Raw genomic sequence first — 26,884 nt, 5'->3', positions numbered from 1 at the left:
CAGTCCGGAACCCGTGCCGTCCGCGCAGCCGGACGACCGCCCCGGCGTACCGGAGCAGCGCGCCGACGAGGCGCCCCACCTGCGCGTCGACGATCTGCGGGTCAGTTTCGCCACCACCGACGGCGTGGTGCGCGCGGTCGACGGGGTCTCCTTCGACGTGGCGCGCGGGCGCACGCTCGGCATCGTCGGCGAGTCCGGCTCGGGCAAGAGCGTCACCTCGCTGGCCATCCTGGGCCTGCACGACGCCAAGCGGACCACCATCACCGGCCGGATCACCCTCGGCGGGCGGCAGCTCGTCGGTCTCGGAGACGAGGAGGTGCGCCGGCTGCGCGGCCGCGACATGGCGATGATCTTCCAGGACCCGCTGTCGGCGCTGCACCCGTACTACACGGTCGGCCGGCAGATCGCCGAGGCGTACCGGGTGCACCACCCGGGGGCGGGCCGGCGGGAGGCCCGTACCCGGGCGGTCGACATGCTCGGCCGGGTGGGCATCCCGCAGCCGGCCCGCCGCTTCGACCAGTACCCGCACGAGTTCTCCGGCGGCATGCGGCAGCGGGCCATGATCGCGATGGCGCTGGTCAACGACCCGGACCTGCTGATCGCCGACGAGCCGACCACCGCGCTCGACGTGACCGTGCAGGCGCAGATCCTGGACCTGCTCACCGACCTGCAGGCCGAGTTCCACTCGGCGATCATCCTGATCACCCACGATCTCGGCGTGGTCTCCCAGGTCGCCGACGACGTGCTGGTGATGTACGGCGGCCGGGCGGTCGAGCGGGGCACCGTCGAGCAGGTGCTGCGGCGCCCGCAGCACCCGTACACCTGGGGGTTGCTGTCGAGCGTGCCCTCGCTGCACGGCGACGCCGAGGCGGACCTGCTGCCGATTCCCGGCACGCCGCCCTCGCTGATCAACCTGCCGTCGGGCTGCGCCTTCCACCCGCGCTGCCGGTACGCCGGCCGAAACGGCGACCGCTCCCGCACCCAGGTACCCGAGCTGGGCCCGGCAGGCGAGGCCGGGCACCTGGTCGCCTGCCACCTGCCGGCGGAGGAACGCGGCCGGCTCTATCGGGAGGACGTGGCGCACGTGGGGGTGGCCCGGTGAGCGCGGAGGTCGAGACCACGGCGGCGGCCGACGAACCGCTGCTGCGGGTACGCGGGCTGAGCAAGCACTTCCCGGTGCGTACCGGGCTGCGCAGCCGGGGGCTGGTGCGGGCGGTCGACGGGCTGGACTTCGACGTGCGGGCGGGGGAGACCCTGGGCCTGGTCGGCGAGTCCGGCTGCGGCAAGACCACCACCGGCCGGATGCTGGTGCGGCTGCTGGAGCCCAGCGCCGGGACCATCGAGTTCGCCGGCCGGGACATCACCCACGCCCGACGGCGCGAGCTGCGGCCGCTGCGCCAGGACCTGCAGATCATCTTCCAGGACCCGTACGCCTCGCTGAACCCCCGGCACACTGTGGGCCGGATCGTGGCGATGCCGTTGCAGGTCAACGGCATCGACCCGCCCGGCGGGGTACGCAAGCGGGTGCAGGAGCTGCTGGAGCTGGTCGGGCTCAACCCGGAGCACTACAACCGCTACCCGCACGAGTTCTCCGGCGGGCAGCGGCAGCGCATCGGCATCGCCCGGGCGCTGGCGCTGCGGCCGAAGCTGATCGTCGCCGACGAGCCGGTCTCCGCGCTGGACGTGTCGATCCAGGCGCAGGTGATCAACCTGCTCCGCGACCTGCAACGCGACCTCGACCTGGCGTTCGTGTTCATCGCCCACGACCTGGCCGTGGTGCGGCACTTCTGCCAGCGGGTCGCCGTCATGTACCTCGGCCGGATCGTCGAGATCGGCGACCGGGCGGACATCTACGAGCGGCCCCAGCACCCGTACACCCGGGCCCTGCTGTCGGCGATCCCGGACGTGACGGCGCTCGGCCCGGCCGGGCGGATCCGGCTGGCCGGCGACGTGCCGACGCCGCTGGACCCGCCCTCGGGCTGCCGGTTCCGGACCCGGTGCTGGAAGGCGCAGGACATCTGCGCCACCGAGGAACCGGCCCTGGTGCCCCGCGACGGCGGCCGGCAGTCCACCGCCTGCCACTTCCCCGAAGGGGAACCGGCCGGCACGAGCCCCGAAGGGGAACCTGCCGGCACGAGCCCCGAAGGGGAACCTGCCGGCACGAGCCCGGCGGTCCCGGTGCAGGCCGTGGCCCCGGCGGAGCCGACGGCTCCCGCCGGGTCGGTGGGCGCGAGCGGCGAGGAGGTGGCGAGGTGAGCCTGTCCCCGGTGGAGGGCGTGGCGCTGGCCGAGATCGAGTCCGGCGGCGACGGCGAGGCCCCGAAGCGCGGCGGCGTCGTCGGCCGGTCGCCCGGGCAGCTCGCGCTGGCCCGGCTGCGCCGCGACCGGACCGCCCGCATCAGCGGCGCGCTGCTGGTCTTCTTCGTGGTGGTGGCGCTGGTCGCGCCGCTGCTGTCCCTGGTCTACGGCATCGGCCCCGGCGACGACTTCAAGGACAAGCTGGACCGGTGCTGCGGAATGCCGCTGGGCTACCTGGGCGGCATCTCCGGTGAACACTGGTTCGGGCTGGAACCCGGCACCGGCCGGGACATCTTCATCCGGATGGTGTACGGCCTGCGGACCTCCCTGCTGATCGCCTTCTCGGCGGCGGTGCTCAGCACCGCGCTCGGCGTGACGCTCGGCGTGGTCGCCGGCTACCTGGGCGGCTGGGTGGACGCGGTGATCACCTGGATCACCGACCTGGTCCTCGCCATGCCGTTCCTGATCATCGCGCTGGCCCTGACGCCCACCCTGGTGCTGCGCTTCTACGGCGAGCGCGACGCGGTGCCCGAGGCGTTCGGCGTGGCGATGCTGATCGTGATCTTCGCGGTCTTCGGCTGGACCAGCACCGCCCGCCTGGTCCGCGGGCAGGTGATCGCGCTGCGCGAGCGGGAGTTCGTCGAGGCGGCCCGGGCCAGCGGCGCCGGCCTGGGGCACATGCTCTTCCGGCAACTGCTGCCGAACATCTGGGCGCCGATCCTGGTGGCCTTCTCGCTGGCGGTGCCGCAGTTCATCACGAGCGAGGCGGCGCTGGCCTTCATCGGCGTCGGGCTGACCGACGAGACGCCGAGCTTCGGCCGGATGATCTACCGGAGCCTGGACTACCTCCAGACCGACCCGGCGTACGTCTTCTTCCCCGGCGTCACCATCTTCGCGCTGGTGCTGGCCTTCAACCTCTTCGGGGACGCGCTGCGCGACGCGCTCGACCCGAAGTCGTCGCGGTAGGGGTGCCGACATGGCCCGTTTCCTGATCAAGCGGATCTTCTCCGCCGCCCTCACCCTCTTCGTGGTGAGCGTGCTGACCTTCCTGATGTTCTTCGCGCTGCCCCGCGACCCGGTCAGCGGCATGTGCCCGAAGAACTGCAACCCGGAGCGGCTCGAGCGAGTCCGCCAGGAGCTGGGACTGCGCGACCCGCTCGTCACCCAGTACGCCGGCTACATGAAGGGCATCGTCACCGGACGGGACCTGGGCAGCGCCCAGGGCGGCCGGTGCGACGCGCCCTGCCTCGGCTGGTCGTACGTGGCCAACGAGGCGGTCTCCGACACCATCGCCCGGGTGCTGCCGGTGACCCTGAGCATCGTGATCCCGGCAGCGATCCTCTGGTTGCTGCTCGGGGTCGGCCTCGGCATGGTCTCCGCGCTACGCCGGGGCACCTGGGTGGACCGGGCGGCGATCGGCTTCTCGCTGACCGGCGCGTCGTTGCAGCTCTACTTCGTCGGCGCGGTGCTGATGCTGGTCTTCGTCTACACGACCCGCCTGCTGCCGGTGCCCGGCTACACGTCGATCCTCGACAACCCGCTGAAGTGGGCGAGCGGGCTGGTGCTCGCCTGGGTCGCGCTGGCCTTCCTCTTCTCCGCGATCTACGCCCGGCTGTCCCGGGCCCAGATGCTGGAGACGCTCTCCGAGGACTTCGTCCGGACCGCGCGGGCCAAGGGCCTGGCCAAACCCCAGGTGTACGGGCGGCACGCGCTGCGCGCGGCGATCACCCCGGTGGTGACCATCGCCGGGCTGGACGTCGGCGGGGCGCTGGGCGGCACGGTGATCACCGAGCTGACCTTCGGCCTGACCGGGCTGGGGCGTACCGCCGTGGACGCGGTCAAGGCCGGTGACCTGCCCACCATCATGGCCACCGTGCTGATCTCGGCCTTCTTCGTGGTGGTCGCCAACCTGGTCGTGGACCTGCTCTACGCCGCGATCGACCCCCGGGTCCGGCTGGGCTGACGCCGGCGCCGGTTGGCGTCAAAATTTATCGACAACTGTTACACAATTCGAAGGTTTTCTTCTTTACGATCCTCGGGACGTCGGCGGTTCCCCGCCCGGCGCCCGCAGAGCACACGGTGGAGGAGGTACGACATGCGACCACGGGTGGCGGCAGCCGCATCCGGCGCCATCGCACTGGTTGTGGCGTTGGGCGCGTGCACGAAGAACACGGACGACGGTCCGGTGGTGGACAACAACCGGCAGCAGACCGGGGTGATCGCGACCGACCCCAAGGACTCCCAGGGGCCGGCGGCCGAGGTGGACGGCGCCCAGAAGGGCGGCACCTTCACCATCATCCGGGAGACCCCCATCTCCCACCTGGACCCGCAGCGGACGTACTCGTTCGCCGGCCTGATGGCCAACCCGCTCTTCGCCCGCTACCTGACCACCTGGAAGGACGACGGCAAGGGTGGCCTGGTGCTCGTCGGTGACCTGGCCGAGACGCCCGGCACCAACGTCAACAACGACTGCAAGGTCTGGGAATTCAAGATCAAGGACGGGGTGAAGTTCGAGGACGGCAGCCCGATCACCGCCAAGGAGATCGCGTACGGCATCGCCCGCTCCTTCGACCCCGACCTGTCCGGCGGCCCGACCTACCTCCAGGAGTGGCTGGCCGACAGCCCGCAGTTCGACACCAAGTGGGACTTCAAGAAGAACAAGACCGGCCTGCCCCCGGGGCTGACCACGCCGGATGCGAAGACGCTGCGCTTCGAGTTCACCAAGCCCCGCTGCGACCTGCCGTTCGCCGTCTCGCTGCCGACCACCGCGCCGCTCAAGCCCGAGATGGACACCGGCGTCAACCTCGACCAGAAGCCCTTCTCGTCCGGGCCCTACAAGGTCGCGAAGCACCAGGTCGGCGTGCAGCTGACCCTGGACCGCAACCCGAACTGGGACCCGAAGACCGACCCGGTGCGCCACCAGTACCCGGACCAGTTCGTCTGGACGTTCGGCCCGACCGCCGACGCCGCCAACAACCGGGTGATCGCCGACAACGGCGCGGACCAGAGCGCGCTGGCGTGGAACTTCGTGCCCGCCTCGCTGGTCGCCAAGGTCGCCGGTGACGCCAACCTGAAGTCGCGGACCATCCTCTCCCCGACGCCGAGCGCGAACCAGCTGGTCATCAACACCCAGCGGGTCACCGACCTCAAGGTCCGGCAGGCGCTGAACTACGCCATCGACCGGGACGGCCTGATCAAGACCCTCGGGGGCGCCACCGTGGCGGCCCCGATGACCACGCTGATGCCGCCGTCGACGATCGGCTACCAGGCGTACGACGCGTACCCGGCGGGCGCCAGCGGCGACATCGACAAGGCCAAGGAGCTGCTCGGCGGCCAGAGCCCCCAGCTCGTCCTCGGCGCCTCCGACGACTCGACGGAGCAGGAGCTGGCCACCCAGATCAAGAGCAACCTGGAGAAGGCCGGCTTCAAGATCACGATCCGGAACATCCCGGACGACGCCAAGCTCGACGAGATCAAGAAGAAGAACAACCCCTGGGACCTGTACCTCGGCAGCTGGGCGGCGGACTGGCCGAGCGGCGCGTCGATCCTGCCGGTGCTCTACGACGGCCGGTCGATCAAGGCCGAGGGCAACAGCAACCAGTCCTACTTCAACGACCCGGCCATCAACGCCGAGTTCGACCGGATCCTGGCCCTGGCCCCGGCCGACCAGGGCCCGGAGTGGGGCAAGCTCGATGAGCGGATCATGAAGGAGCACGCCCCGGTGGTGCCGCTCTACGTCGACGTGGCCTACGTCGTGCACGGCTCGAAGGCCGGCGGGGTCTTCATCTCCAGCGTCTTCGGCTACCCGGCGTTCGTCAACGCGCACGTCAAGCAGTAACCGGCGGTAGGGACGGGCCCCGGTCGACAACGGTGTCGGCCGGGGCCTTCCGCGTGCCGGAGCCTCGGGCCGCTTGTCGCGTCCTATCCGACCTTGAGGGCCAGCTTCCCGACATAGTGATCATTCAGGGCGCGATGCGCATCCCCGACCCGCTCCAACGGGAAGCTCCGGGCGACGTGGACCTCGAAGGAGCTCGCCTCGATGATCGCGTTCAGCCGATCGGTGGCGGCGCGGCTTCGATCCCCGTCGTAGCAGGACACCGTCGCGCCCAGCGACGTCACAGGCGCGGGCAGGACACCGTTCGGCCACGCGATCCGCCCCGAGTTCCTGATCGCGCGAAGAGACCGTTCGGCAGTCTCGCCTCCCGCGGTGACCAGGGCCGCATCGAGCCCGCCTGGTGCGAACTCGAAAGCCGCAGCCAACACATCGTCCTTGCGACCGTCGACGGCGTCGTCGGCGCCCAGCCGCCGGGCCAGGGCGACACCGTCGTCACCGGAGGCCACGGCCAGCACCCGGATGCCCCGGTGCCGCGCCAGCTGCAGGGCCATGTGCCCGATACCCCCGCTGGCCCCGAAGACCATGAGCGTCTCGTCCGGCCGCAGGCCGAGCAGATCGAGGCCGCTCAGTGCAGTCAGGGCATCCCACGCCATCGCGCCGGCCTGTTCGGTCGGCACCCGGTCGGGCACGCGCGCCACGAACTCCGCCTCGACGACGCCGTACTCGGCGTAGAAGCCGCCACGCGGCACTGGCACCGTCGCAGCGTAGACACGCTCGCCCACGTCGAACCGGGTGACGTTGCGTCCGACCGCGGCCACCGTGCCCGCCGCGTCCCAGCCGAGGACATAGGGGAAGGTCGAGGCGACACCGAAACCGCCGTCGTAGTGCCCTTCCCGCTCGCCCGCGTCCCAGGACCCGACCCCTGCGAACTCCACCCGGATGAGAACGTCGTCGTCGCCGACCTCCGGGAGCGGTATCCGGCGCGACGTAAGTTCGTCGGCTCCGCCGAACCGGTCAAGGACGACCGCGCTCATCTGCGGCTCCACGATCGCGCCGCCCGCTGTGCGCTCGACTCTGGTGTCCATCGGCCCTCCTTGTTACTTGAGTGAATCAAGGATCATTGGAGCACAGCTATTTGAGCGCATCAAGTAACTGTTCTAGGCTGGCAGCCATGGCACTGCCGAACGGACCCGTGACCACCTCGTCCGAGGCCGAGGCCGTCTTGTTCGACCTGGTCGACGTATACGACCGCGCCTACGAGGCGGCCGCAGCCGAGCTGTCGCTCAGCCCGGCGCAGGCATGTGTGCTCGGACGACTCGATGAGCGACGCGGCATGGGCGCCCTGGCCGAGGAGCTCGGCTGCGATGCCTCCAACATCACCCAGATCGTCGCGCGCCTCGAAGCGCTCGGCCTCGTCACCCGCGAACCGAATCCCCAGGACCGCCGCGCACGACTCGTCGCGCGAACCCCTCGAGGAGACGAGATCAACCACCGGTTCGCAACAGCCTTCACCTTCGCCCGCACGGCGGTCGGGCGACTCTCACCCGACGAACAGGACCAGTTGACGGCGTTGCTGCGCAAAGCACTGGGCTGACACGCACCCGCGGCCGAACACCCTCTCAGAGGTGCGTACGCAGGAAGTCCAGCTCCAGCCGGAGCAGGCGCTCGGAGAGCCCGTCGGCAGCCAGGTGAGTCGCCCCGGTCAACGGCAGCACCGCGTGCGGGCGCCCCGTGGCCAGCAGCGCCGCCGACAGCCGTAGCGTGTGCGCGGCCACCACGTTGTCGTCGACCAGGCCGTGCACCAGTAGCAGTGGCCGGGCCTGCTCCGCTCCGACCAGCGGCTCGGCGGCCAGCTCCAGCAGCGAGTGGTGGCCGTACACGTCGATGCCGTCGTCCGGCAGGCCCAGGTAGCGCTCGCTGTAGGCGGTGTCGTACAGCGCCCAGTCGGTGACCGGGGCGCCGGCGATGCCGCACTTGAACAGCTCCGGGTGGCGCAGCACGGCCAGCCCGGCCAGCCAGCCGCCGAAGGACCAGCCACGGATCGCCACCCGGTCGAGGTCCAGGTCCGGGTGCTTGCCCGCCAGGGCGGTCAGCGCGTCCACCTGGTCGCTCAGGATCACGTCCGCCACCCGCCGGTGGATCGCCTTCTCGAACGACGGGGCCACCCCGGGAGTGCCCCGGTTGTCGACGGTCACCACCGCGAAGCCGGAGTCGGCCCACCACTGCCGCTCCAGCCAGGCCGCCCGCGCCGCTACCACCTCCTGGTGCCCGGGGCCGCCGTAGACGTCCAGCAGCACCGGCAGCCGGGTGCCCTTGACGTGGTCGCTCGGGTAGAGCACCCCGGACGGCAGCCGTCGGTCGGTCACCCGGACCAGCATCGGACGCGGGGCGTACGGCGGGGTGGCGGCCAGCGAGCGCAACTGGGCCACCTCGCGGTCACCCCGCCAGACCGACCAGCTCGTCCCGGCGTCGTCCAGCGAGGCGGTGCCCACCACCAGTACGTCCCCGCCGACCGCGGCGGTGTGCCAGCCGGGGGTGCCGCTCATCCGGCGGGCGTCCACGCCGCCGCCGATGATCGTGCGGACCCGGTACAGGTGGCGCTGGCTCGGCTCGCCCTCGCTCGCCTCGACCAGCAGGTCCGCCGGGCCGTTGCCCGTCGGCAGCCGCCCCACCACCCGGCGTACGTAGAGCGACGGCGGGGTGAGCAGGGTGCCGTCGGCGAAGAGGCAGCGCGCGTCGTACCCGTCGTGGGCCAGCTCCCCGCCGACCAGCACCCGGCCGTCGGGCAGGTGCGCCGGGGTGCCGGGGATCGGCTCCACCCAGCGCGGGTCGGCCAGCTCGGCGTGCACCTGCGTCTCCCCGGTACGCGGGTCGACGGCCAGCACCAGGCCGTGCTGCTGCGAGCGGCGCAGCACCGTGATCAGCGGCCCGCCGTCGGCCCAGCCCACCGAGGCCAGGTAGGGGTAGGTCTCGCGGTCCCAGTGCACGTCGACCCAGCCGCCGTCGAGGTCCAGCAGGTGCAGGCTGACCTCGGCGTTCGGGCCGCCCGCCCGGGGGTACGCGACGGTGGTCGGCGGGGTCGTCGGGTCGGCCGGGTCGTGCAGGTGCCAGACCGGCAGCCGGGACTCGTCCACCCGGGCGGCGAGCACCGACCGGCCGTCCGGCGCCCACCAGTAGCCCCGGAAGCGGTGGAACTCCTCGGCCGCGACGTGTTCCGCCAGCCCCCAGGTCACGCCGGAGTCCTCGCCGGCCAGCAGGTTGTCGGTGCCGTCGGACTCGACCACCCGCAGCTGGCCCCGCCGGACGCCCTCGGCGGCGTCGGTGACGTACGCCAGCCGCTCGCCCGTCGGGTCCGGCCGTGGGTCGATCACCGGCCCAACGGTGTTCACCTCGACCACGTCGCCGTGCACCAGGTCGGCCCGGAACAACCGCCCGGCCAGCGCGAAGACCGCCACCCGGCCGGCCGCGTCGAGGGCGTACGAGCCGATGCCGGCGCTGCTGAGCCGCAGCCGCTCGCGCAGCGCCCGCTCGCCCGGGGCGAGCGTCCCCGGCCCGGCCTCGTTCCCGAGCAGGACGGCCGGGTCGGCGATCAGGCGTTCCTCGCCGCCGGCGACGTCGAGCGACCAGAGCGCCTCGGCCGGATCCTCGGGACCGCCCGAGCGGAGGAAGACCACCCGGGAGCCGTCGTCGGCCACGGAAACGGCGCGCGGTGCCCCGTGGCTGAACCGACGGGTACGGGCGGCCAGCTCGGGAAAGTCCACAGCCCAGATCGTATGGCGGCTCGCGGCGTGATGTGGCCGACCTGGGCGGACGCGTCAGGCTCGGCGGACGGAGACCGCCGGTTAGAGTGACGGACGTGACGACGCTGCCCGACCGACGCCTGTTGCTGGTTCACGCGCACCCCGACGACGAGTCCATCGGCACCGGCTCGACGATGGCGTGGTACGCCGCCGACGGCGCCCACGTCACGCTGGTGACCTGCACGCTCGGCGAGGAGGGCGAGATCCATGTGCCGGAGCTGGCGCAGCTCTGCGCGGCCGAGGCCGACCAGCTCGGCGGGTACCGGATCGGCGAGCTGGCGGCCGCCTGCGCCGCGCTCGGCGTCACCGACCACCGCTTCCTCGGCGGTGCCGGTCGCTACCGGGACTCCGGCATGATGGGCCTCGCCACCAACGAGCACCCCCGGGCCTTCTGGCAGGCCGACCTCGACGAGGCCGCCGGGCACCTGGTGGAGATCATGCGCGAGGTCCGCCCGCAGGTCATGATCACGTACGACCCGAACGGCTTCTACGGGCACCCCGACCACATCCAGGCCCACCGGGTGGCGATGCGGGCGCACGAGCTGGCCGCCGCCGAGGGCTGCGCCCCGGCCAAGGTCTACTGGACGGCCCTGCCGCGCAGCGTGATGGAGGCCGGCCTGACCCAGTTCACCGAGGCGTCGGACAACCCGTTCGACGGCATCGGCAGCATCGACGAGCTGCCCTTCGGCACGCCGGACGCGGAGATCGCCGCCCGGATCGACGCCACCGACCAGCACGCCGCCAAGGAGGCGGCGATGCGCGCGCACGCCACCCAGATCCCGGCCAACTCGTGGCTGTACTCGATCGCCGGCAACTTCGGCGCCGAGTTCATGGGCGTGGAGTACTTCACCCTCGCGGTGGGCGAGAAGGGCCCCGGCAAGGGCCCGTACGGCTGGGAGGACGACCTCTTCGCCGGGCTGCTCACGGACGGCCAGGACCGCTCCCCGGTCGCGGTGGCCGGGCTCCGGTGACCCTGCCCGCCGCGCCGATGCCGGTCATCGAGGAGCAGGTCGCGCCGACGCCGCCGCCGAGCCGGTCCACGCGGCTGGCCGACCTCGCCCTGCGGATCGCCGGTGGGCTGGTGTCGGTGGTCGGCGGGGTGCTGGTGGCCCTGCTCGGGCTGCTGCTCTCCACCGTCCGGGTGGGCGGGCACCTGATCGGGGTCTCGGTGCTGGTCACCATCGGTGCGGCGATCGCGGTGAGCTGGTTCGCGTACACCACGGTGGGCCGGAAGTGGGCGGTCGCGCTGCCCGCGCTGCCGTGGTTCGTGCTGATGGCCGTGGCGGCGGTCCGCACCACCGAGGGCGACCTGCTCGTCGCCGGGGACAACTGGGTCGGTCTGGGCATGATCACCGCCGGGGCGATGACCTTCGCGGTGATGGCGTTCCGGCAGATCCTCGGCCCGCCGCAGCGACGTCACGACGGGTGATGACGGCACACAGGCTGTGGTGGTAGACATTCCTGCCAGAAGGCCCGTCACTGGGGCGGGCGGTACGGCGGGAGGCGTGCGATGGGGAATCGGTGGCGCGCGGTCGGCGTGCTCGCGGGGGCGCTGTTCGCGGTCAACGTGGTGGCTCGGGTGATCATCAAACTCGGCTTCGACGGGAACGACACCGCCGCCGACCGGGTATCGCTGGGCATGTTCGTGGTGATCGGGCTAATCCTCGCCGGGGTGGTCTTCGTCCAGGGTCGTACCCGTCCCGCCGGGCGCTGGGGCGCGGACGTGGGCGCGGCCATGCTCGCGGCGCTGCTGCTGACCGTGCTGGTCGGGCCGCTGCTGGTCGGCGACAACCCGTTCGGCGGGGGCGCCGGGCTCTTCTTCGCCCAGATCTGGCTCTACCTGCTGGCCGCCGGGGCCGGTGTGGCGATCGGCTACCTGGTGCTCACCGCGCTCGGCCTCGACCACCGCTCGCAGCAGCTCAAGCGGTACGCCGAGGTCAAGCTGGCCAAGCCGCGCCGGGTCGTCCGCCGCTGACCCGTCGGACCGTCCGGTCCCGTCCCGATCGCCGGGTCCGTTCATCGCTGCGGCGGGTCGGGCGTGGGCGGCAACGTTGGTGTGAGCGACATTCCTGAGAGGCATAAATATGCCGCTCAGGAATGTCGCTCATTGCTGTTTCGCCCGTCCGCCCGGCCCCGCCCTTGTCCTGCCCGGCCCCGCCGGTCCCGTTCCGCCCGGCCCGAGCGCGAGCCGGGAGGCGGATCTCGTCGACGGTTCCCCGGACCCGGTGGCGTCGCCTAGCGGGCGGGGGAGGAAGCCGGGTTTCGGGCCTCCGTTCCCGGCAGTGGCGGGGTGTCCACCGCCGCGCCGTTCCCGGCGGTGAGCACGGTGCCCTCCGGGGTGACCACCTCGTCGACCGGCTCCATCTCCGCCGGCACCATCGAGGTGAGCACCCGGTCGGCGGTGTCCAGGGTCAGCGCCGGTCCGGTCCGCTCGTCCGGGGTCCGGACCGGCTGCCGGTCGGCGACGTGCCCGGCCGCGTCGCCGCCGCCGGACCGGGGCTGCGGGACGCTCCCACCCGGGCGTGCGGCCTTCGGCGGCGACGACTCGGCCACCGCCTCCTCCAGCTCCGCCGCGCGCCGCTCGACCTCCTCGACCTCCATGGCCAGTGGCGTCACGTCCGCCAGCTCCGCTGCGCGCCGCTCCACCTCCGCCAGCTCCACCTCCGGGGACGCCGACTCCGCCGCGTCCGATCCGGAACGACGCGAGCCGGAGCCCTCCGGGGCGGCCGACTTGCCGTCGGAAGCCGAGCCACCGGAGTTCGACGGACCGGAGTTGGAGGAGCTGGAGTTGGAGAAGCCGGAACCCGAGCCGCCGGACTTCGACCGACCGGAGGTCGACGAGCCGGAGTTCGAGCCGCCGGAGTTGGAGCGGGCTGAGTCCGAGCGGGACGTGCGGCCGGTGCCGGAGCGGGTGGTCTTGCGGCCCTCGCGCAGCGCCGTGATCAGGGTCTCGACGAGTTCGTCCTTGCGCATGTCGGCGGTGCCGGTGATGCCGCGTCGGCGGAGCCGGTCGCGGAGCTGGTCGACCTTGAGCCGGGCGATCTCGCTCTCGTTGATCTCCGGGGTGTTCGGGGTCTGGTTGCCGGGGACGTTCTTCGTCGCGGTCGAGCCGCTGGCGCGCCCCGATGCGTTGCGCGTGGCCATCGAGCAGGTCCTTCCTGGTCCGGGGTCGTGACGGGTCGCGACGATGCGTCGTGCCGCGTCCAGTCCTTCCCTACCCCGAACGACCTGCGGGAACCTCCCGGTCCTCAGTCCGGCGCGACGCGGGTCAGGTAGGTGTGGTGGGTGGTGAAGCCCAGCCGCCGGTAGAGCGTCACCGCGGCGGTGTTGCGCTGTTCCACCTGGAGGAAGGCGTGCGTCGCCCCCTCCGCCACACCCCAGTCGACCAGGGCCCGCATCACCCGGACGGCCAGCCCGCGCCGCCGGGCCTCGGGCACCACCTCGATCAGGCTGAGCCCGAGCCAGCGTCCCTGCCCGGTGACGGTGCCCCGGCCGATCGCGACCAGCGTGCCGTCGGCGTACACGTGGGCGAAGCGGACCCGGTCCACGGCGGTGAGCACGTGCCGCGCGGCGTCCGGGAGGCCACCCTTGCGGCCGGCGGCGATCGCGAGCCAGTCCGGCGACGGGGCGGCGGCCAGCTCGACCGGCGGCGCACCGGGCCGGGCCGGCTCGGCCGGCGGCACCGCGGCGAGGGCGACGGTCTGCACCAGCACCGGCGGTCGGCTGCCCCAGCCCCGGGCGTCCAGCTCCGCGCCGACCGGCGCGGCCAGCGGCAGCGGAGTGTTCACCATGGCCGGTTGGCCCTGCTCGGCGTACCAGCGTTCCACCGCGTCCAGGGCGGCGGGCAACGGCCGGTCCGGATCGCCCACCGGCAGCGCCGAGTTGGCCCGGCCGGACCAGCCGGCGGCGGCGCGCAGCAGCCAGTCGCCCAGCCTGCCCCGGACGGCGGCCGGCCAGGCCTCGTCGGAGGCCAGCTCCAGCTCGACCACGGCGGCGGCGGTCGGCCGGCGGGTCGGCGGGACCCGCTTGGCCCGGTGCACCTCGGTCACCGGCACCCGCAACCGGCCCTGCGTGGTGGCGAGAGTGAGATGGGTCTCGGTCAGCTCGACCAGCTCGCCGAGAGCGTCCGAGAAGAGGGGCCGGCCCTCACGAATCCCCACAATGCGGCGCACCACGATCCGGTGGCCCACGTCCTGCTGTCGGAGCACGATCGACCTCCTCCCCGGCGAGATACTAGGCTCTTACCGTCGCGGGTGATCGCGGCGAGTCTTGCGGAGGAGAAGACCGGTGACCTACATCATCGCCGAGCCGTGCGTGGATGTGCTCGACAAGGCATGCATCGAGGAGTGCCCGGTCGACTGCATTTACGAGGGCAATCGGATGCTCTACATCCACCCCGACGAGTGCGTCGACTGTGGTGCCTGTGAGCCGGTCTGCCCGGTCGAAGCCATCTTCTACGAGGACGACGTCCCGGAGCAGTGGAAGGACTACACCGGGGCCAACTACGAGTTCTTCGAGGACCTGGGCTCCCCGGGTGGCGCGTCGAAGATCGGCAAGGTGGAGAAGGACGCCACCTTCGTCGCCGCTCAGCCGCCGCGCGGAGAGGGCCACTGAACCGGCCCGCGCCGGTCTCGTCGCGGCTGCCCGAGTTCACCTGGGACACGCTGGACGCCGCGGCCACCCTGGCCGCGGCGCACCCGGACGGTCTGATCAACCTCTCGATGGGTACGCCGGTCGACCCGGTGCCCCCGGTGATCCGGCAGGCGCTGGCGGACGCGTCCGACGCGCCCGGCTACCCCCTGACCGCCGGCACCCCGGCCCTGCGGGACGCCATCGCGGCCTGGGTGGCGCGGTCCTGCGGGGCGGGCGTGGACGGGCTCGGGGTGCTGCCCACGATCGGCTCCAAGGAACTGGTCGCCTGGCTGCCCACGCTGCTCGGCATCGGCCCCGGTGACGTGGTCGTGGTGCCGTCGATCGCCTACCCGACGTACGAGGACGGGGTCCGGCTGGCCGGCGCCACCACCGTACGCGCCGATTCGCTGACCGCCGTCGGCCCGACCTCCCGGGTACGCCTGGTCTGGGTCAACTCGCCCGGCAACCCGACCGGCCGGGTGCTGCCCGCCGCCCACCTGCGCAAGGTGGTCGACTGGGCCCGCGAGCGGGGCGCCGTGGTGGCCAGCGACGAGTGCTACCTGCCGCTGGGCTGGACGGCCGGCGCCGAGCCGGTCTCGGTGCTGTCGCCCGAGGTCTGCGGCGGCTCCTACGACTCGGTGCTGGCGGTGCACTCGCTGTCCAAGCGCTCCAACCTGGCCGGCTACCGGGCCGGCTTCGTCGCCGGCGACCCGGCGCTGGTCGCCGAGCTGCTCAAGATCCGTAAGCACGCCGGCATGATCGTGCCCGCGCCGGTGCAGGCGGCCATGGTGGCCGCGCTCTCCGACCAGGCGCACGCCGACGAGCAGCGGGAACGCTACCGGGCCCGGCGGGAGATGCTGCTCGCCGCGTTCACCGGGGCCGGCTTCACGGTGGAGCACTCCGAGGCCGGGCTCTACCTGTGGATGACCCGGGGCGAGGACTGCTGGGCCACGGTCGACTGGCTGGCCCGTCGCGGCATCCTGGTCGCCGCCGGCGCCTTCTACGGCCCCGGGGGCGCCCAGCACGTCCGGGCCGCGCTGACCGAGTCCGACGCGCACGTCGCCGCGGTCGCCGCCCGGCTCGCGCAGGCCTGACGCAACGATGGGCGGGGCCGGCGAGGTGCTCCGGGCGGCGGTGGTCGGCACCGGGCTGATCGGCGGTTCGGTGCTGCTCCGGCTGCACGCCGCCGGGCTGGACGTGGCCGGCTGGGACCCGGACGAGGCGACCCGGCGGCAGGCCCGGCGGGTGGGCGTACCCGTGCCGGAGCGGCTGGTCGACGCGGTGGCCGACCGGGACGTGGTCTTCCTCTGCGGGCCGCTGCCCACCCTGCCGCAGACCCTGCTGCGGGTGGCCGCCGCCACCGGCGAGGACTGCCTGCTGACCGACGTCGGCAGCACCAAGGCGGAGCTGGCCGCGTTCGCCGCCGCCCGGGGGCTGACCCACCGGTTCGTCCCCGGCCACCCGATGGCCGGCACCGACCGGGCCGGCCTCACCGCGGCGGTGCCGGGGCTCTTCGACGACGCCGCGTGGGTGCTCTGCCCCGCCCCGGGGCCCGGCCTGGCCGCGTTCCGCCGGCTCACCGTGCTGGTCATGGAGGTGTTCGCCGCCCGGGTGGTGCCGATGGCGGCCGACCGGCACGACGCGGTCGTCGCGCTCGCCTCGCACGTGCCGCACCTGCTCGCCGGCGCCCTCGCCGGCGCGGCCGAGCGCTCGCCGCTGCGCGACGCCGTCCTCAGCCTCGCCGCGGGCAGCTTCCGCGACGGCACCCGGGTCGCCGGTACGCCGCCGGAGCGGACGGCGAACATGCTGCTCTCCAACCGGGCGGAGGTGCTGTCGGCGCTGACCTCGGTCACCTCCTTCCTGGACGAGCTGGCCGCCGCGCTGCGCGCCGACGACCGGGCCGCGCTCACCGCCCGGCACGCCGAGGGCCGCCACGCGCGGACCGCGCTGGCCGGGCGGGCCACGGTCGAGCTGCGGCAGGTCTTCCCGCTGGCCGGCGACGGGGACGCGGAGCTGCGCTTCCTGCACGAGCTGGGCGCGGCCGGCGGCCACCTCGACGGGTGCCGGACGGCCGGCGACGAGGTCGAGTACTCGGCCCGCCGGTTGGTCGTGGAACCGGGCGGCCCACCGACCTCGCCGCTAGGGTGAGGGCGTGACGGACGGACCGGTCGTGGCGGTGCGCGGCGAGGCGTACCGGGAGGTCGCGCCCGAGCTGGCCCGCTTCCAGGTGACCGCGACGGCCCGCGAGCGGGACCGCGAGGTCACCCTGACCCGGCTCGCCGAGCGGGCCGCCGCCGTACGGGTGCTGCTCGACGAGCACGCCCCAGCTCTCGACCGGCGGGAGGCCGGCGACCTGCGGGTACGCCCCGAGACGAACCGCTCCGGCGAGCGGGTGGTCGGCTACCACGGCAGTGTCACCACCGGCGTCACCGTCACCGAGTTCACCGTCCTCGCCGAGCTGATGCTGCGCCTGGCCGACCAGGAGCAGGTCGAGGTGGCCGGTCCCTGGTGGTCGCTGCGGCCGGACAGCCCGGCCCACCGGGAGGCCCGGCACGCCGCCATCGCCGACGCGCTGCACCGCGCCCGGGAGTACGCCGACGCGCTGGGCGCCCGGCTGACCGCCCTGCTGGAGCTGGCCGACGCGGAGGAGGGGTTCGGCCCGATGGCGACCGGCGTCGCGTTCTCCCGGATGGAGAAGGGCGCGCCGCCCGAGCTGGAGCTCGACCCGCAGCCGCAGACCGTGCACGCCGTGGTGCGGGCCCGGTTCCGGATCAGCGACCCGGTCCTGCCCTGATGCCCGAGGCCACCGCGCTCCCGCTCGACGACCTGCTGGCCCGGGCCCGGGCCCTGGCCGAGGCCGGCCCCCGGCAACTGCTCGGCATCGCCGGGGCGCCCGGGGCGGGCAAGTCCACCCTCGCCGAGCGGATCGTCGCGGCGGTCGGCCCGAGCGCCCGGCTGGTGCCGATGGACGGCTTCCACCTGGCCCAGGCGGAGCTGGAGCGGCTGGGCCGGGCCGCGCGCAAGGGGGCGACGGACACCTTCGACGCCAACGGGTACGTCTCGCTGCTGCGCCGCCTGCGCCGGCTGGAACCGACCGCGGTCTATGCGCCGCTGTTCCGCCGGGACCTGGAGGAGCCGGTGGCCGGGGCGATCGAGGTGCCGCCCTCGGTGCGGCTGGTGGTGACCGAGGGCAACTACCTGCTGCTCACCGACCCGCCGTGGGACGAGGTGCGGCAGCTGCTGCACGAGGCGTGGTTCCTCGACCTGGACGCCGAGTCGCGGCTGCGCCGGCTGATCGCCCGGCACGAGGCGTACGGGCGGACGCCGGAGCAGGCGGCGGCCTGGGCGCACGGCAGCGACGAGGCCAACGCGGCCGTGGTCCGCGGCACCGCACACCACGCCGACCTGGTGGTCCGCCTAACCGACCCCCTGCCGGGGTGACGGGACCGTCCGCCGCAGCAGCCGGGCGACCACGGCCCGTTCCCGCTGGAACTCCACCGCCTCCGGGTATCCGCTGTGGTTGCGGATGGGCGGGTCGGCGACCTCGCCGCCGCTGGGGTGCAGCGCCACCGGGTCGACGACCGGCAGGTCCCGCCCCCCGGCGGTGACCGGCCAGCCCAGCGGGTCGGTCGCCCGCCAGAAGTTGGTCCAGGCGACGCCGCCGTCGGGCCGGGTCAGGGTGCCGGCGAGCACCCGGAGCCGGTCCGGCCCGAAGTACGCCGGGAAGACCCGGCCGTAGAGCCGGGTGAGCTGGCAGCCGTAGGAGAAGAACCAGATTCGCCGCCGCCACCGGGCCGGCAGCTGGAACAGCATCGCGGCGCAGATGACGGTCCCCTGGCTGTGTCCGGAGAGGATCACCCCGTCCATCCGGCGCGGGTCGTGCTCGGCCAGCGCGAGGATCCCGGCGACCCGGGTCTGCAGTTCCGGCACCGCCCGCTCGGCGTAGCTCGGCGGGGCCAACGGGTGCGCCGCGCGGGGCCAGAAGGTGCCGACGTCCCAGACGACGCCGACCGAGCGGCGAACGGTGTCGTTGCGGTAGACCAGCAGCCCCAGCGCGGCGACCACCACCGGCAGCCAACCGAGCATCATGCCGCCGACGTCGGCGACGGTGTGGACGACCGCCTGCCGGCCGACGGCGGACCCGGGGCGGCTGCGGGAGAGCGCCGCCGCGCAGCAGAGGGTGGCCAGCCCGGCCGCGACGGTGGCGTACCAGCCGACCAGCCGGACGGCGTGCTCGCCGACCAGCCGGTGCAGGGCCCGGTAGCCGCTGACGTCGCGGCAGCGCCGCCGGTCGTGGGCGGAGTGGACGGTGCCGGGCCGGGTCAGCTCGGCGTACTCCCGCCGGCGCAGTGCCGCGAAGAGCAGGCCGGCGCGGATCGCGGTGCCGGCGAGGGCGACCAGCGCGACGGCGAAGGCCAGCCCGGCCCAGAACACCGCCGGCGGCGGCCGCACCCGTTCGGGCCCGGCGTCGGCGTTGAGCCGTTCGGCCACCCAGTGCAGCAGCCCGGCGCAGTAGGCGAGGGCCATCATCCAGCCGGCCCCGGCGATCAGGGCCGGTCCCCGGCCGCCCCAGGCGAGATCGGTGTGCGCGCCGAGCGGTTGCCGCTCGCCGTCGGGCCGGGTCCGGGGCAGCAGCAGGCCGGTGGCGGCGACGGCGATGGCCGGCACGGCGAGCATCCAGGTGTCCAGCCCCGGCGGTGCGGCCGGCACCCCGGGCAGCCCGCCTTCGATCCAGGCCACCCCGAGCGGCAGCAGCGCGGCACCGGCCACCGGGGCGGGCAGCGCCCGCCGCCCCGAGCGGGCGACCGCGCCGATGGTGATCAGCAGCAGCGCCTGGTACGTGGCGAGCCAGGCGACGGCGGTGTCGTACCCGGGCAGGGACCGGTCGGTCAGGCAGCCCGGCGGGGCGGGGGCGCGGAAACAGCCGGCCGGCGGCCGGAACTCCGGCAGCGGCCGCCCGGCGGGCCCGTCCGGGAGCAGCAGGAGCGCGAAGGTGCCGATCAGTCCCAGGCCGGTGAGCACACCGACCGCGACGCTCCACCGGCCGAGCGGGGTGCGCCCGCGCCGGCGGGTCAGCCACGGCCGGCTGACGGCGACGACCGCGGTCCCCAGCACCGCGGCGAGGGCGGCGACGGTGGGCCAGGCGACGGCCGCCCGGACGCCCCGGGGCGGGTCCGTCAGGAGCACCGCCGCGACCGGCACCGACGCGGCGACCGCCGCCCCGGTGCACAGGTGCAGCACGCCGGCCCGGCGCAACTGCCCCTCGCCGGCCCAGAAGGTCCGGTCCTGCAACGGGTTGGCGAGCGGGTCGGCCTCCGGTCCGGGGTCGGAGGGGCGGGGCGGGGGCGCGGCGGGCATCTCCGCCTCGTACTGGTAGGTGCGCCAGGCCAGTGCGCCGAGCGCGGCCAGCACGGTCAGCGGCAGCAGCAGGCCGACGGCGAGCGGGTGGAAGTCCGCCCGCCACCAGCCCTGGCCCAGGAACTCCCACGGGCCGGGCAGGCGGCGCAGGCAGTCCTGGTCGACGCACTGCCAGGCGATCAGGTCCACGCCGACGCCGGTCAGGGCGATCGAGAGGGTGGCGGTGAGGCTCAGGCAGAAGAGGCGGATCAGCCAGGCGGTGATGCCGGAGCGGCTGGTCCAGCGCTCCGTGTCCGGGTCCGCCGGGATCTCGGGGCGGGCGTGCAGGGCCACGTTGGCCAGGGTGAACGGGAGCAGCAGCGTCCACAGGGCCCGCTCGACGTCCCGCGCGGTCCGCGCGCCGGAGGTGAGCTGCCCCCAGCTGTACGCCTCGACGGTGATCGGGTCGTCAGGACCGGCCGCGGTGGACCGGTAGAAGCCGGTGACCGTGCCGCCGGCCACCAGGGTGGGGTGCGGGCCGTTCGCGCCGGGTTCGGGGCGCAGCCCGAGGAGCTGGTCGGGCGGGGTGTTGGACACCCCGTGCACCCGCAGTTCGAGCACCCGTTCGCCCATCCGTGCCCCCTGGTGTCGCGCTCACTACCCAGAGTGCACCCTGATGCCCGGTTCCGCCCACCCCGAGAGTCGCTGTTTCAGCAGCTCAGCGACTATTCCAGGGTGCGTACCGGTCGGGCGGGGTTACCGACGGCGACCACGTTGGGTGGCAGGTCCTTCGTCACCACGGCGCCGGCGCCGACCACGGTGTTGGCGCCGACGGTGACCCCGGCGAGCACGATGGCTCCGCCGCCGAGCCAGACGTTGTCGCCGATGGTGATCGGTGCGGCGGCCTCCCACTTGTCCCGGCGGGGTCCCGGCTCGACCGGGTGGGTGGGGGTGAGCAGTTGCACGTTCGGTCCGATCTGGACGTCGGCGCCGATGGTGATCCGGGCGACGTCGAGGAAGACCGCGTTGTAGTTGACGAAGCAGCGGGGCCCGAGGTGGATCTGCCAGCCGTAGTCGCAGTGGAACGGCGGGCGTATCCAGGTGTCCTCGCCGAGCGAGCCGAGCAGCTCGCGCAGCGCGGCCAGTCGCCCCTGCGGGTCGGTGGCGGCGCTGGTGTTGAATCGTTCCATCAGCTGGGCCGCGCGGTCGAGGTCGGCGATGATGTCGGGCTCGTTGGCGATGTACGGCTCGCCGGCGAGCATCCGTTCCCTCATGGACGTCACCGGCCGATCATCCCTGACCGGGTTGATGCCGGATGCCGGGTCCGTCATATTTCAGACTTCATTTTGCATACCCGGTATGTAATTCTGGTTTCCGTCAATGTGACTCCCGTCTATGACGACGCTTCACGAGGAGGATCCGTTGCACCGAAGCAGAAGAAAAACCGTCGCGCTCGGTCTCGTGCTCGGCCTGGCGCTCGGCACCCCGGCCACCGCGTCGGCCGCCGCACCGTCGCCGGGTGACCCGGCCCGGGCGGGCCGGCCCGCCGCGAAACCGCAGACGGCGACCGGGGCGTCGACCAGCGTCACCCTGCTCACCGGGGACCGGGTCACCGTCACCGCCTCCGGCGACGCCGCCGTCCGGCCCGCCGCCGGCCGGGGCGACGTGCGATTCGTGGTACGCCGGGACCGCGGCCACCTCACCGTGGTGCCACAGGACGCCCTGCCGCTGGTCCGCTCGGGCAAGGTGGACCGCCGGCTCTTCGACGTCACCGAGCTGATCTCCGCCGGCTACGACGACGCCCGCCGCGCCGATCTGCCGCTGCTGGTGTCGTACGGCTCAGGCGAGGCCCGGCGCGGCGTGGCCGCGCTGCCCGGCACCCGGGTGACCCGGGACCTGCCGGCGATCCGCGGTGCGGCCCTGACCGCCGGCAAGTCCACGGCCAACGCCGTCTGGGCGGCGGTCACCACCGGCTCCACCGGCACCCGGCTCGGCGCGGCGGGGGGCGTCGAGCGGATCTGGCTCGACGGTCGGCGTCGGGTCACGCTGGACCACAGCGTCCCCCAGATCGGGGCGCCCTCCGCATGGTCGGCCGGCTTCACCGGCAAGGGCGTCACCGTCGCCGTGCTGGACACCGGCGTCGACGCGGCTCACCCGGACCTGACCGGCAAGGTGGCCGAGTCGCGCAACTTCACCGAGGTCACCGACGACCGGGACACCGTCGGCCACGGCACCCACGTCGCCTCGACCATCGCCGGCAGCGGTGCCGCGTCGGGCGGCAAGTACAAGGGCGTGGCCCCGGACGCCACGCTGCTCAGCGGCAAGGTCTGCGAGGACATCGGCTGCTCCGACTCGGCCATCCTGGCCGGCATGCAGTGGGCCGCCGTCGACAAGCGGGCCGCCGTGGTGAACATGAGCCTCAGCGGCGGCGACTTCCCGGAGGTCGACCCGCTGGAGCAGGCGGTGCAGACGCTGACCGCCGAGACCGGCACGCTCTTCGTCACCGCCGCCGGTAACGCCGGCGCGGACGGCTCCGTCGGCTCGCCGGCCAGCGCCGACGCGGCGCTCGCCGTCGGCGCGGTGGACCGCGAGGACCAGCTCGCCGACTTCTCCAGCCGGGGGCCCCGGGTCGGCGACGACGCGATCAAGCCCGACATCACCGCGCCCGGCGTCGACATCGTCGCCGCCCGCGCCGCCGACGGCGTCATCGGTGACCCGGTGGGGGAGAAATACGTGGCGCTCTCCGGCACCTCGATGGCCACCCCGCACGTGGCCGGCTCGGTGGCGCTGCTGGCCCAGCAGCACCCGGACTGGAAGGCCGGCCAGTTCAAGTCGGTCCTGATGGCCGCAGCGAAGCCGCACCCGGCGCAGAGCGCGTACGAGCAGGGGGCCGGCCGGGTCGACCTCACGCGAGCGATCACCCAGCAGGTGACCAGCGACCCGGTGAGTGTCTCCTTCGGCCGCGCGCTCTGGCCGCACGGCGACGACGCGCCGATCACCCGCACGGTGGCCTGGCGCAACGCCGGCCCGGCCGCCGTCACCCTGGACCTGACCGTCGAGGTCACCGGTCCGGGTGCCCGGCCGGCACCGGCGGGCATGTTCAAGCTCGGCGCGACGCGGGTGACCGTGCCGGCGGGCGGCCGGGCGGAGACCACCGTCACCGCCGACACCCGGCTCGGTGGCTTCGACGGCTACTGGACCGGCCGGGTGGTGGCCCGCGCCGGCGCCACCGTCGCGGTGACCCCGGTGGCAGTGAACCGGGAGGTGGAGAGCTACACCCTGACGCTGACCCACCTGGACCGGTCCGGCTCGACGGCCGGGGACTACTACACCACGCTGGCCGGGCTGGACCGCTTCGACATGCGGGACGCCTACGACCCGGACGGGGTGGTCCAGGTGCGGCTGCCCAAGGGGCGCTACGGCCTGAACACGGTCATCTTCGAGCCCGCTCCCGAGGGCGAAGCCGGCGGGCTCACCATGCTGGCCCAGCCCGAGCTGACCGTCGACCGTGACCGCACGCTCACCGTGGACGCCCGGCGGGGCAAGCCCGTCCTGACCACGGTCCCGCAGCCGGACGCGGCGCCGCAGCTGATCGACGTCTCCGCGGTCTACTACGCCGACGACGGCAGCATCTACGGCTTCGGGCTCTGGGCCGGCAGCTTCGCCGGCCTGACCACCGCCCAGCTCGGCAGCCCGGTCTCCGCCGACCGGTTCGTCTCGACCATCAGCAGCCAGTGGGCCGACCGGGAGGCGGCGAACAGCCCCTACCTGTACGCGCTCAGCGAGGCGATCCCCGGCCGGCTGCCCACCGGCTTCGTCCGGCACTACCGCAAGGGCGACCTGGCCACCGTGGTGCACCGCTTCCGGGGTGGCTACCCGGGGATGACCGCCGAGCGGTTCGTCATGCCGGTGCTGGAGTACAACACCGGCGGGTCCGCGATCATCCTGCCGACCGAGGTGCCCGGTGAGCGGGTGGAGCACTACAACACCAAGCGCGTGCGGTGGGAGTCCGAGATCGACTTCGGGGTGATCAGCGACGAGGGCTGGCTGGACCCGAAGGTGGCGCTCTTCTCCGTGCCGACCGCCTACAAGGCGGGGCGGAAGGTCCACGAGACCTGGAACCAGGCCCCGTACGGGCCGTCGTTCCCGGCCCCGCGCTACCCGGACGAGAGCGTCAGCCGCACCGGCGACCTCATCTTCGTCGGCCTGCCGGTGCACAGTGACGCCGCCGGGCACCCCGGCGGGTCGATCACCGACACCGCCCGGACCGCCCTGTGGCGCAACGGGAAGCTGGTCGGCGAGACCGAGTACGCCGGCTACGGCGAGTTCACCGTGCCGCGCGCGGCGGCCGACTACAAGCTGACCGTCTCGGCCACCCGCAGCTTCACCGACCTGAGCACCGAGGTGGAGTCGACGTGGACCTTCCGGTCCGGTCACGTCGCCGGTGAGACCCCGGCGCGGCTGCCGCTGATGGCGGTGCGTTTCGCCCCGCCGCTGCGGGTCGACAACAGCGCGCCGGCCGGCCGCCTCTTCGCCGTGCCGGTGCAGGTGCAGCGGCAGCCCGGGGCACCGGCCGCCGGGGTGGAGAAGCTGACCGTCGACGCCTCGTACGACGGCGGGAAGACCTGGCGCAAGGCCACCGTGCTCCGGGTGCCCGGCCAGGGCTGGGCCGCGCTGCTGCGGCACCCGGCCGGCCCCGGTCACGTGTCCCTGCGGGCGACCGCCCGGGACACCGCCGGCAACACGGTGACCGAGCGGATCGTCCAGGCGTACCGCCTGCGGTGAGCAGGGCCGGGGCCGCGGTCTCACCGCCGCGGGCCCGGGCCGGGGCGCGTCGCCCCGGCCCCGGCCGGTCCGTCAGTCGTTGGCGTGCAGCGCGGCGTTCAGTTCGATGCCCCGGCCGCTGCGCTGCTTCGCCTCCAGCGCGCCGGTGACCGAGTTGCGCCAGAAGAGCAGCCCGTCCACGCCGGAGAGCTCGCGGGCCTTCACCACCCGCCCGTCCGGCAGGGTGATCTTCGACGCAGCGGTGATGTAGCAGCCCGCCTCGACCACGCAGTCGTCGCCGAGCGAGATGCCGACGCCGGCGTTCGCGCCGATCAGGCTCCGCTCGCCGATGCTGACCTTCTCGGTCCCGCCGCCGGAGAGGGTGCCCATGATCGACGCCCCGCCGCCGATGTCGGAACCGTCGCCGACCAGCACGCCCTGCACGATCCGCCCCTCGACCATGGAGGTGCCCAGCGTGCCGGCGTTGAAGTTGACGAAGCCCTCGTGCATCACGGTGGTGCCGGCGGCCAGGTGCGCCCCGAGCCGGACCCGGTCCGCGTCGGCGATCCGGACCCCGGAGGGGACCACGTAGTCGGTCATCCGGGGGAACTTGTCCAGCCCGTACACCGCGAGGTGGCGGCCGGCGGCCCGCTCGATCACGCGCAGCTCGTCGACCCGCTCCGGCGGGCACGGCCCGGCCGAGGTCCAGGCCACGTTCGCCAGCTTGCCGAAGATGCCGTCGAGGTTGAGCTCGTTGGGCCGCACCAGGCGGTGGGAGAGCAGGTGCAACCGGAGGTACGCGTCTGCGGCGTCCTTGATCGGGTCGTCCAGCGAGCCGATCACCGTGGTCACCTCGACCGTACGCAGACCCGGCAGCGCCCGCTCGCCGATCGCGCCCGGCGGCAGGTCGAGCACGTCGGCCTGGTCCTCGCCGGGGACCAGCGGCAGCTCGCCGAGTCCGAGCTTGCCGGTCGGGTACCAGGTGTCGAGCACCTGGTCGTCAGCGGTGACGGTGGCCAGGCCGATGCCCCAGGCGGGTACTGCGGACGTCACTGTTACACCTCTCGTTAGCGGCTACGGGGCACGCGGGCGCACTCCCCGCGCACACCGAATTTGACGGTACCGTGCCCAGCATGGAGAACCCGCTGACCCCCGAGGTCTTGGCTGATCCGGTGGCGCTGACCCGTGCCCTGGTCGACATAGAGTCCGTCTCCCTCAACGAGAAGGCCATCGCCGACTGCGTCGAGGAGGTGCTGCGGGGCGTGCCGCACCTGGCCACCTTCCGGCACCAGAACACGGTGATGGCCCGTACCGACCTGGGCCGGGCGTCCCGCGTGGTGCTCGCCGGTCACCTGGACACGGTGCCGCTGAACGACAACTTCCCGTCCACCATGCGCGGCGACCTGATGTACGGCTGCGGCACCTCGGACATGAAGTCCGGTGTGGCGTTCGCGCTGCACCTGGCGGTGACGCTGCCCGACCCGCGCTACGACGTGACGTACTTCTTCTACGAGGCCGAGGAGATCGAGTCGCGGTACAACGGGCTCACCCTGGTCGCCCAGGAGCACCCGGAGTGGCTGGAGGCCGACTTCGCGGTGCTGCTGGAGCCGACGTACGGGATCGTCGAGGCCGGCTGCCAGGGCACCATGCGGGCGGTCGTCACCACGCACGGCGAGCGCGCCCACGCCGCCCGCTCCTGGCACGGGGTGAACGCCATCCACGGCGCGGGCGAGGTGCTGCGCCGGCTGGGGGCGTACGAGGGCCGGCGGGTCACCATCGAGGGCTGCGACTACCGCGAGGGGCTGAACGCCGTCCGGATCACCGGCGGGGTGGCCGGCAACGTCATCCCGGACCACTGCGAGATCGAGATCAACTACCGGTACGCCCCGGACCGTGACCCGGCGGGCGCCGAGGCGCACCTACGGGAGGTCTTCGCCGGCTTCGATCTGACGGTGACGGATGCGGCGGCGGGCGCGGCGCCCGGGCTCGAGTCGCCGGCGGCGCAGGAGTTCCTCGCCGCCGTCGGAGCTGCGCCGATCGGCAAGCTGGGCTGGACGGACGTGGCCCGGTTCGCGGCGATGGGCATCCCGGCGCTGAACTTCGGCCCCGGCGACCCCAACCTGGCCCACCACAAGGACGAGCACGTCGAGATCACCAAGATCCGCGACGGCGCCGCCACCCTCCACCGCTGGCTCGCCGCCTGACCCCACCCCGGCCCC

Annotated in this window: 23 protein-coding genes; 16 read left to right on the top strand and 7 right to left on the bottom strand. The window is 73.5% G+C overall.

Going from position 1 to position 26,884, the window contains the following annotated elements; translation table 11 throughout:
• Nucleotides 1–13: 13 nt before the first annotated feature.
• The 5 genes from ACSNN7_RS16445 (at nt 14) to ACSNN7_RS16425 (ending at nt 6,135) form a co-directional block, all read left to right on the top strand.
• Nucleotides 14–1,102, top strand: coding sequence for an ABC transporter ATP-binding protein (locus ACSNN7_RS16445; RefSeq protein ID WP_436681692.1), 1,089 nt, complete (start codon nt 14–16; stop codon nt 1,100–1,102).
• Nucleotides 1,099–2,256, top strand: coding sequence for a dipeptide ABC transporter ATP-binding protein (locus ACSNN7_RS16440; protein ID WP_436681673.1), 1,158 nt, complete (start codon nt 1,099–1,101; stop codon nt 2,254–2,256). The genes ACSNN7_RS16445 and ACSNN7_RS16440 overlap by 4 nt, the downstream gene beginning before the upstream one ends.
• Entirely contained in the window at nt 2,253–3,263 is a 1,011-nt protein-coding gene (locus ACSNN7_RS16435; protein ID WP_436681672.1) for an ABC transporter permease, read from the top strand. Before ACSNN7_RS16440 ends, ACSNN7_RS16435 begins: the two co-directional genes overlap by 4 nt.
• Nucleotides 3,264–3,273: 10 nt before the next feature.
• Nucleotides 3,274–4,260 (top strand): ABC transporter permease, encoded by a 987-nt coding sequence (locus ACSNN7_RS16430; protein ID WP_436681671.1) that lies wholly within the window; start codon nt 3,274–3,276, stop codon nt 4,258–4,260.
• A gap of 132 nt (nt 4,261–4,392) precedes the next feature.
• Nucleotides 4,393–6,135 carry an ABC transporter substrate-binding protein gene (locus ACSNN7_RS16425; RefSeq protein WP_436681670.1) on the top strand — a complete coding sequence of 581 codons (1,743 nt, stop codon included), beginning with the start codon at nt 4,393–4,395 and terminating at the stop codon, nt 6,133–6,135.
• A gap of 83 nt (nt 6,136–6,218) precedes the next feature.
• On the opposite strand, the gene ACSNN7_RS16420 is transcribed toward ACSNN7_RS16425, so the two are convergent.
• On the bottom strand, nt 6,219–7,217 hold the full coding sequence (locus tag ACSNN7_RS16420) for a quinone oxidoreductase family protein (RefSeq protein ID WP_436681669.1): 999 nt from the start codon (nt 7,215–7,217) through the stop codon (nt 6,219–6,221).
• Between the two features lie 86 nt (nt 7,218–7,303).
• Between ACSNN7_RS16420 and ACSNN7_RS16415 the strand changes: the two genes are divergently transcribed.
• Nucleotides 7,304–7,726, top strand: coding sequence for a MarR family winged helix-turn-helix transcriptional regulator (locus ACSNN7_RS16415; protein WP_436681668.1), 423 nt, complete (start codon nt 7,304–7,306; stop codon nt 7,724–7,726).
• Nucleotides 7,727–7,751: 25 nt separating this feature from the next.
• Here the strand turns inward: ACSNN7_RS16415 and ACSNN7_RS16410 are convergent, their stop codons facing one another.
• Entirely contained in the window at nt 7,752–9,893 is a 2,142-nt protein-coding gene (locus ACSNN7_RS16410) for a prolyl oligopeptidase family serine peptidase (protein ID WP_436681667.1), read from the bottom strand.
• Nucleotides 9,894–9,979: 86 nt separating this feature from the next.
• On the opposite strand from ACSNN7_RS16410, the gene mshB reads away from it, so the two are divergent.
• From mshB to ACSNN7_RS16395, 3 genes are all read left to right on the top strand, one after another.
• Nucleotides 9,980–10,903, top strand: a complete 924-nt coding sequence (gene mshB, locus ACSNN7_RS16405) for an N-acetyl-1-D-myo-inositol-2-amino-2-deoxy-alpha-D-glucopyranoside deacetylase (protein ID WP_436681666.1) — start codon at nt 9,980–9,982, stop codon at nt 10,901–10,903.
• Nucleotides 10,904–10,920: 17 nt separating this feature from the next.
• Nucleotides 10,921–11,361: a hypothetical protein gene (locus ACSNN7_RS16400; RefSeq protein WP_436681691.1), complete on the top strand. Its 441-nt coding sequence runs from the start codon at nt 10,921–10,923 to the stop codon at nt 11,359–11,361.
• 81 nt (nt 11,362–11,442) lie between these two features.
• Entirely contained in the window at nt 11,443–11,907 is a 465-nt protein-coding gene (locus ACSNN7_RS16395; protein ID WP_436681665.1) for a hypothetical protein, read from the top strand.
• Between the two features lie 260 nt (nt 11,908–12,167).
• On the opposite strand, the gene ACSNN7_RS16390 is transcribed toward ACSNN7_RS16395, so the two are convergent.
• Nucleotides 12,168–13,076, bottom strand: a complete 909-nt coding sequence (locus tag ACSNN7_RS16390; protein ID WP_436681664.1) for a hypothetical protein — start codon at nt 13,074–13,076, stop codon at nt 12,168–12,170.
• Nucleotides 13,077–13,180: 104 nt separating this feature from the next.
• Entirely contained in the window at nt 13,181–14,140 is a 960-nt protein-coding gene (locus ACSNN7_RS16385) for a GNAT family N-acetyltransferase (RefSeq protein ID WP_436681663.1), read from the bottom strand.
• 79 nt (nt 14,141–14,219) lie between these two features.
• Here ACSNN7_RS16385 and fdxA point away from each other — a divergent pair, with 79 nt between their 5' ends.
• The 5 genes from fdxA to ACSNN7_RS16360 are packed head-to-tail and all read left to right on the top strand — an operon-like array spanning nt 14,220 to nt 18,005.
• Nucleotides 14,220–14,546, top strand: a complete 327-nt coding sequence (gene fdxA, locus ACSNN7_RS16380; protein WP_007464872.1) for a ferredoxin — start codon at nt 14,220–14,222, stop codon at nt 14,544–14,546.
• A complete protein-coding gene (gene dapC, locus ACSNN7_RS16375; protein ID WP_436681690.1) occupies nt 14,543–15,658 on the top strand; it encodes a succinyldiaminopimelate transaminase in 1,116 nt (371 codons plus the stop codon). Before fdxA ends, dapC begins: the two co-directional genes overlap by 4 nt.
• Before the next feature lie 7 nt (nt 15,659–15,665).
• Nucleotides 15,666–16,712, top strand: a complete 1,047-nt coding sequence (locus ACSNN7_RS16370) for a prephenate dehydrogenase (protein WP_436681662.1) — start codon at nt 15,666–15,668, stop codon at nt 16,710–16,712.
• A gap of 4 nt (nt 16,713–16,716) precedes the next feature.
• The gene (locus ACSNN7_RS16365) at nt 16,717–17,358 is read left to right on the top strand and encodes an SIMPL domain-containing protein (protein ID WP_436681661.1); all 642 of its coding nucleotides are present in this window, start codon (nt 16,717–16,719) and stop codon (nt 17,356–17,358) included.
• A complete protein-coding gene (locus ACSNN7_RS16360) occupies nt 17,358–18,005 on the top strand; it encodes a nucleoside/nucleotide kinase family protein (protein ID WP_436681660.1) in 648 nt (215 codons plus the stop codon). Before ACSNN7_RS16365 ends, ACSNN7_RS16360 begins: the two co-directional genes overlap by 1 nt.
• On the opposite strand, the gene ACSNN7_RS16355 is transcribed toward ACSNN7_RS16360, so the two are convergent.
• Both ACSNN7_RS16355 and ACSNN7_RS16350 read right to left on the bottom strand, forming a co-directional pair.
• Nucleotides 17,982–20,534, bottom strand: coding sequence for a hypothetical protein (locus ACSNN7_RS16355; protein WP_436681659.1), 2,553 nt, complete (start codon nt 20,532–20,534; stop codon nt 17,982–17,984). The genes ACSNN7_RS16360 and ACSNN7_RS16355 overlap by 24 nt on opposite strands.
• A 92-nt stretch (nt 20,535–20,626) precedes the next feature.
• A complete protein-coding gene (locus ACSNN7_RS16350; RefSeq protein ID WP_436681658.1) occupies nt 20,627–21,184 on the bottom strand; it encodes a sugar O-acetyltransferase in 558 nt (185 codons plus the stop codon).
• Between the two features lie 112 nt (nt 21,185–21,296).
• Here ACSNN7_RS16350 and ACSNN7_RS16345 point away from each other — a divergent pair, with 112 nt between their 5' ends.
• Nucleotides 21,297–24,686, top strand: coding sequence for a S8 family serine peptidase (locus ACSNN7_RS16345; RefSeq protein WP_436681657.1), 3,390 nt, complete (start codon nt 21,297–21,299; stop codon nt 24,684–24,686).
• Between the two features lie 72 nt (nt 24,687–24,758).
• Here the strand turns inward: ACSNN7_RS16345 and dapD are convergent, their stop codons facing one another.
• The gene (gene dapD / locus ACSNN7_RS16340) at nt 24,759–25,718 is read right to left on the bottom strand and encodes a 2,3,4,5-tetrahydropyridine-2,6-dicarboxylate N-succinyltransferase (protein ID WP_436681656.1); all 960 of its coding nucleotides are present in this window, start codon (nt 25,716–25,718) and stop codon (nt 24,759–24,761) included.
• Between the two features lie 80 nt (nt 25,719–25,798).
• Here dapD and dapE point away from each other — a divergent pair, with 80 nt between their 5' ends.
• Complete coding sequence (gene dapE / locus ACSNN7_RS16335) at nt 25,799–26,869, top strand: succinyl-diaminopimelate desuccinylase (RefSeq protein WP_436681655.1); 1,071 nt, start codon at nt 25,799–25,801, stop codon at nt 26,867–26,869.
• Nucleotides 26,870–26,884: the final 15 nt, after the last annotated feature.

Source organism: Micromonospora sp. URMC 105 (assembly GCF_051386295.1).
In the GTDB taxonomy this organism is placed as follows: Bacteria; Actinomycetota; Actinomycetes; order Mycobacteriales; family Micromonosporaceae; genus Micromonospora.
Note: the sequence above shows the minus strand (reverse complement) of the source record. Positions and strands in the feature narration are given on the sequence as shown.

What these genes read in the sequence shown, in the direction of transcription:
- dapE (WP_436681655.1), top strand. Translation starts at nt 25,799, where the DNA reads ATGGAGAACCCGCTGACCCCCGAGGTCTTGGCTGATCCGGTGGCGCTG.
- ACSNN7_RS16430 (WP_436681671.1), top strand. Translation starts at nt 3,274, where the DNA reads ATGGCCCGTTTCCTGATCAAGCGGATCTTCTCCGCCGCCCTCACCCTC.
- ACSNN7_RS16400 (WP_436681691.1), top strand. Translation starts at nt 10,921, where the DNA reads ATGCCGGTCATCGAGGAGCAGGTCGCGCCGACGCCGCCGCCGAGCCGG.
- ACSNN7_RS16345 (WP_436681657.1), top strand. Translation starts at nt 21,297, where the DNA reads ATGACGACGCTTCACGAGGAGGATCCGTTGCACCGAAGCAGAAGAAAA.
- ACSNN7_RS16420 (WP_436681669.1), bottom strand. Translation starts at nt 7,217, where the DNA reads ATGGACACCAGAGTCGAGCGCACAGCGGGCGGCGCGATCGTGGAGCCG.
- ACSNN7_RS16370 (WP_436681662.1), top strand. Translation starts at nt 15,666, where the DNA reads ATGGGCGGGGCCGGCGAGGTGCTCCGGGCGGCGGTGGTCGGCACCGGG.
- ACSNN7_RS16395 (WP_436681665.1), top strand. Translation starts at nt 11,443, where the DNA reads ATGGGGAATCGGTGGCGCGCGGTCGGCGTGCTCGCGGGGGCGCTGTTC.
- ACSNN7_RS16390 (WP_436681664.1), bottom strand. Translation starts at nt 13,076, where the DNA reads ATGGCCACGCGCAACGCATCGGGGCGCGCCAGCGGCTCGACCGCGACG.
- ACSNN7_RS16415 (WP_436681668.1), top strand. Translation starts at nt 7,304, where the DNA reads ATGGCACTGCCGAACGGACCCGTGACCACCTCGTCCGAGGCCGAGGCC.
- ACSNN7_RS16355 (WP_436681659.1), bottom strand. Translation starts at nt 20,534, where the DNA reads ATGGGCGAACGGGTGCTCGAACTGCGGGTGCACGGGGTGTCCAACACC.
- ACSNN7_RS16425 (WP_436681670.1), top strand. Translation starts at nt 4,393, where the DNA reads ATGCGACCACGGGTGGCGGCAGCCGCATCCGGCGCCATCGCACTGGTT.
- ACSNN7_RS16360 (WP_436681660.1), top strand. Translation starts at nt 17,358, where the DNA reads ATGCCCGAGGCCACCGCGCTCCCGCTCGACGACCTGCTGGCCCGGGCC.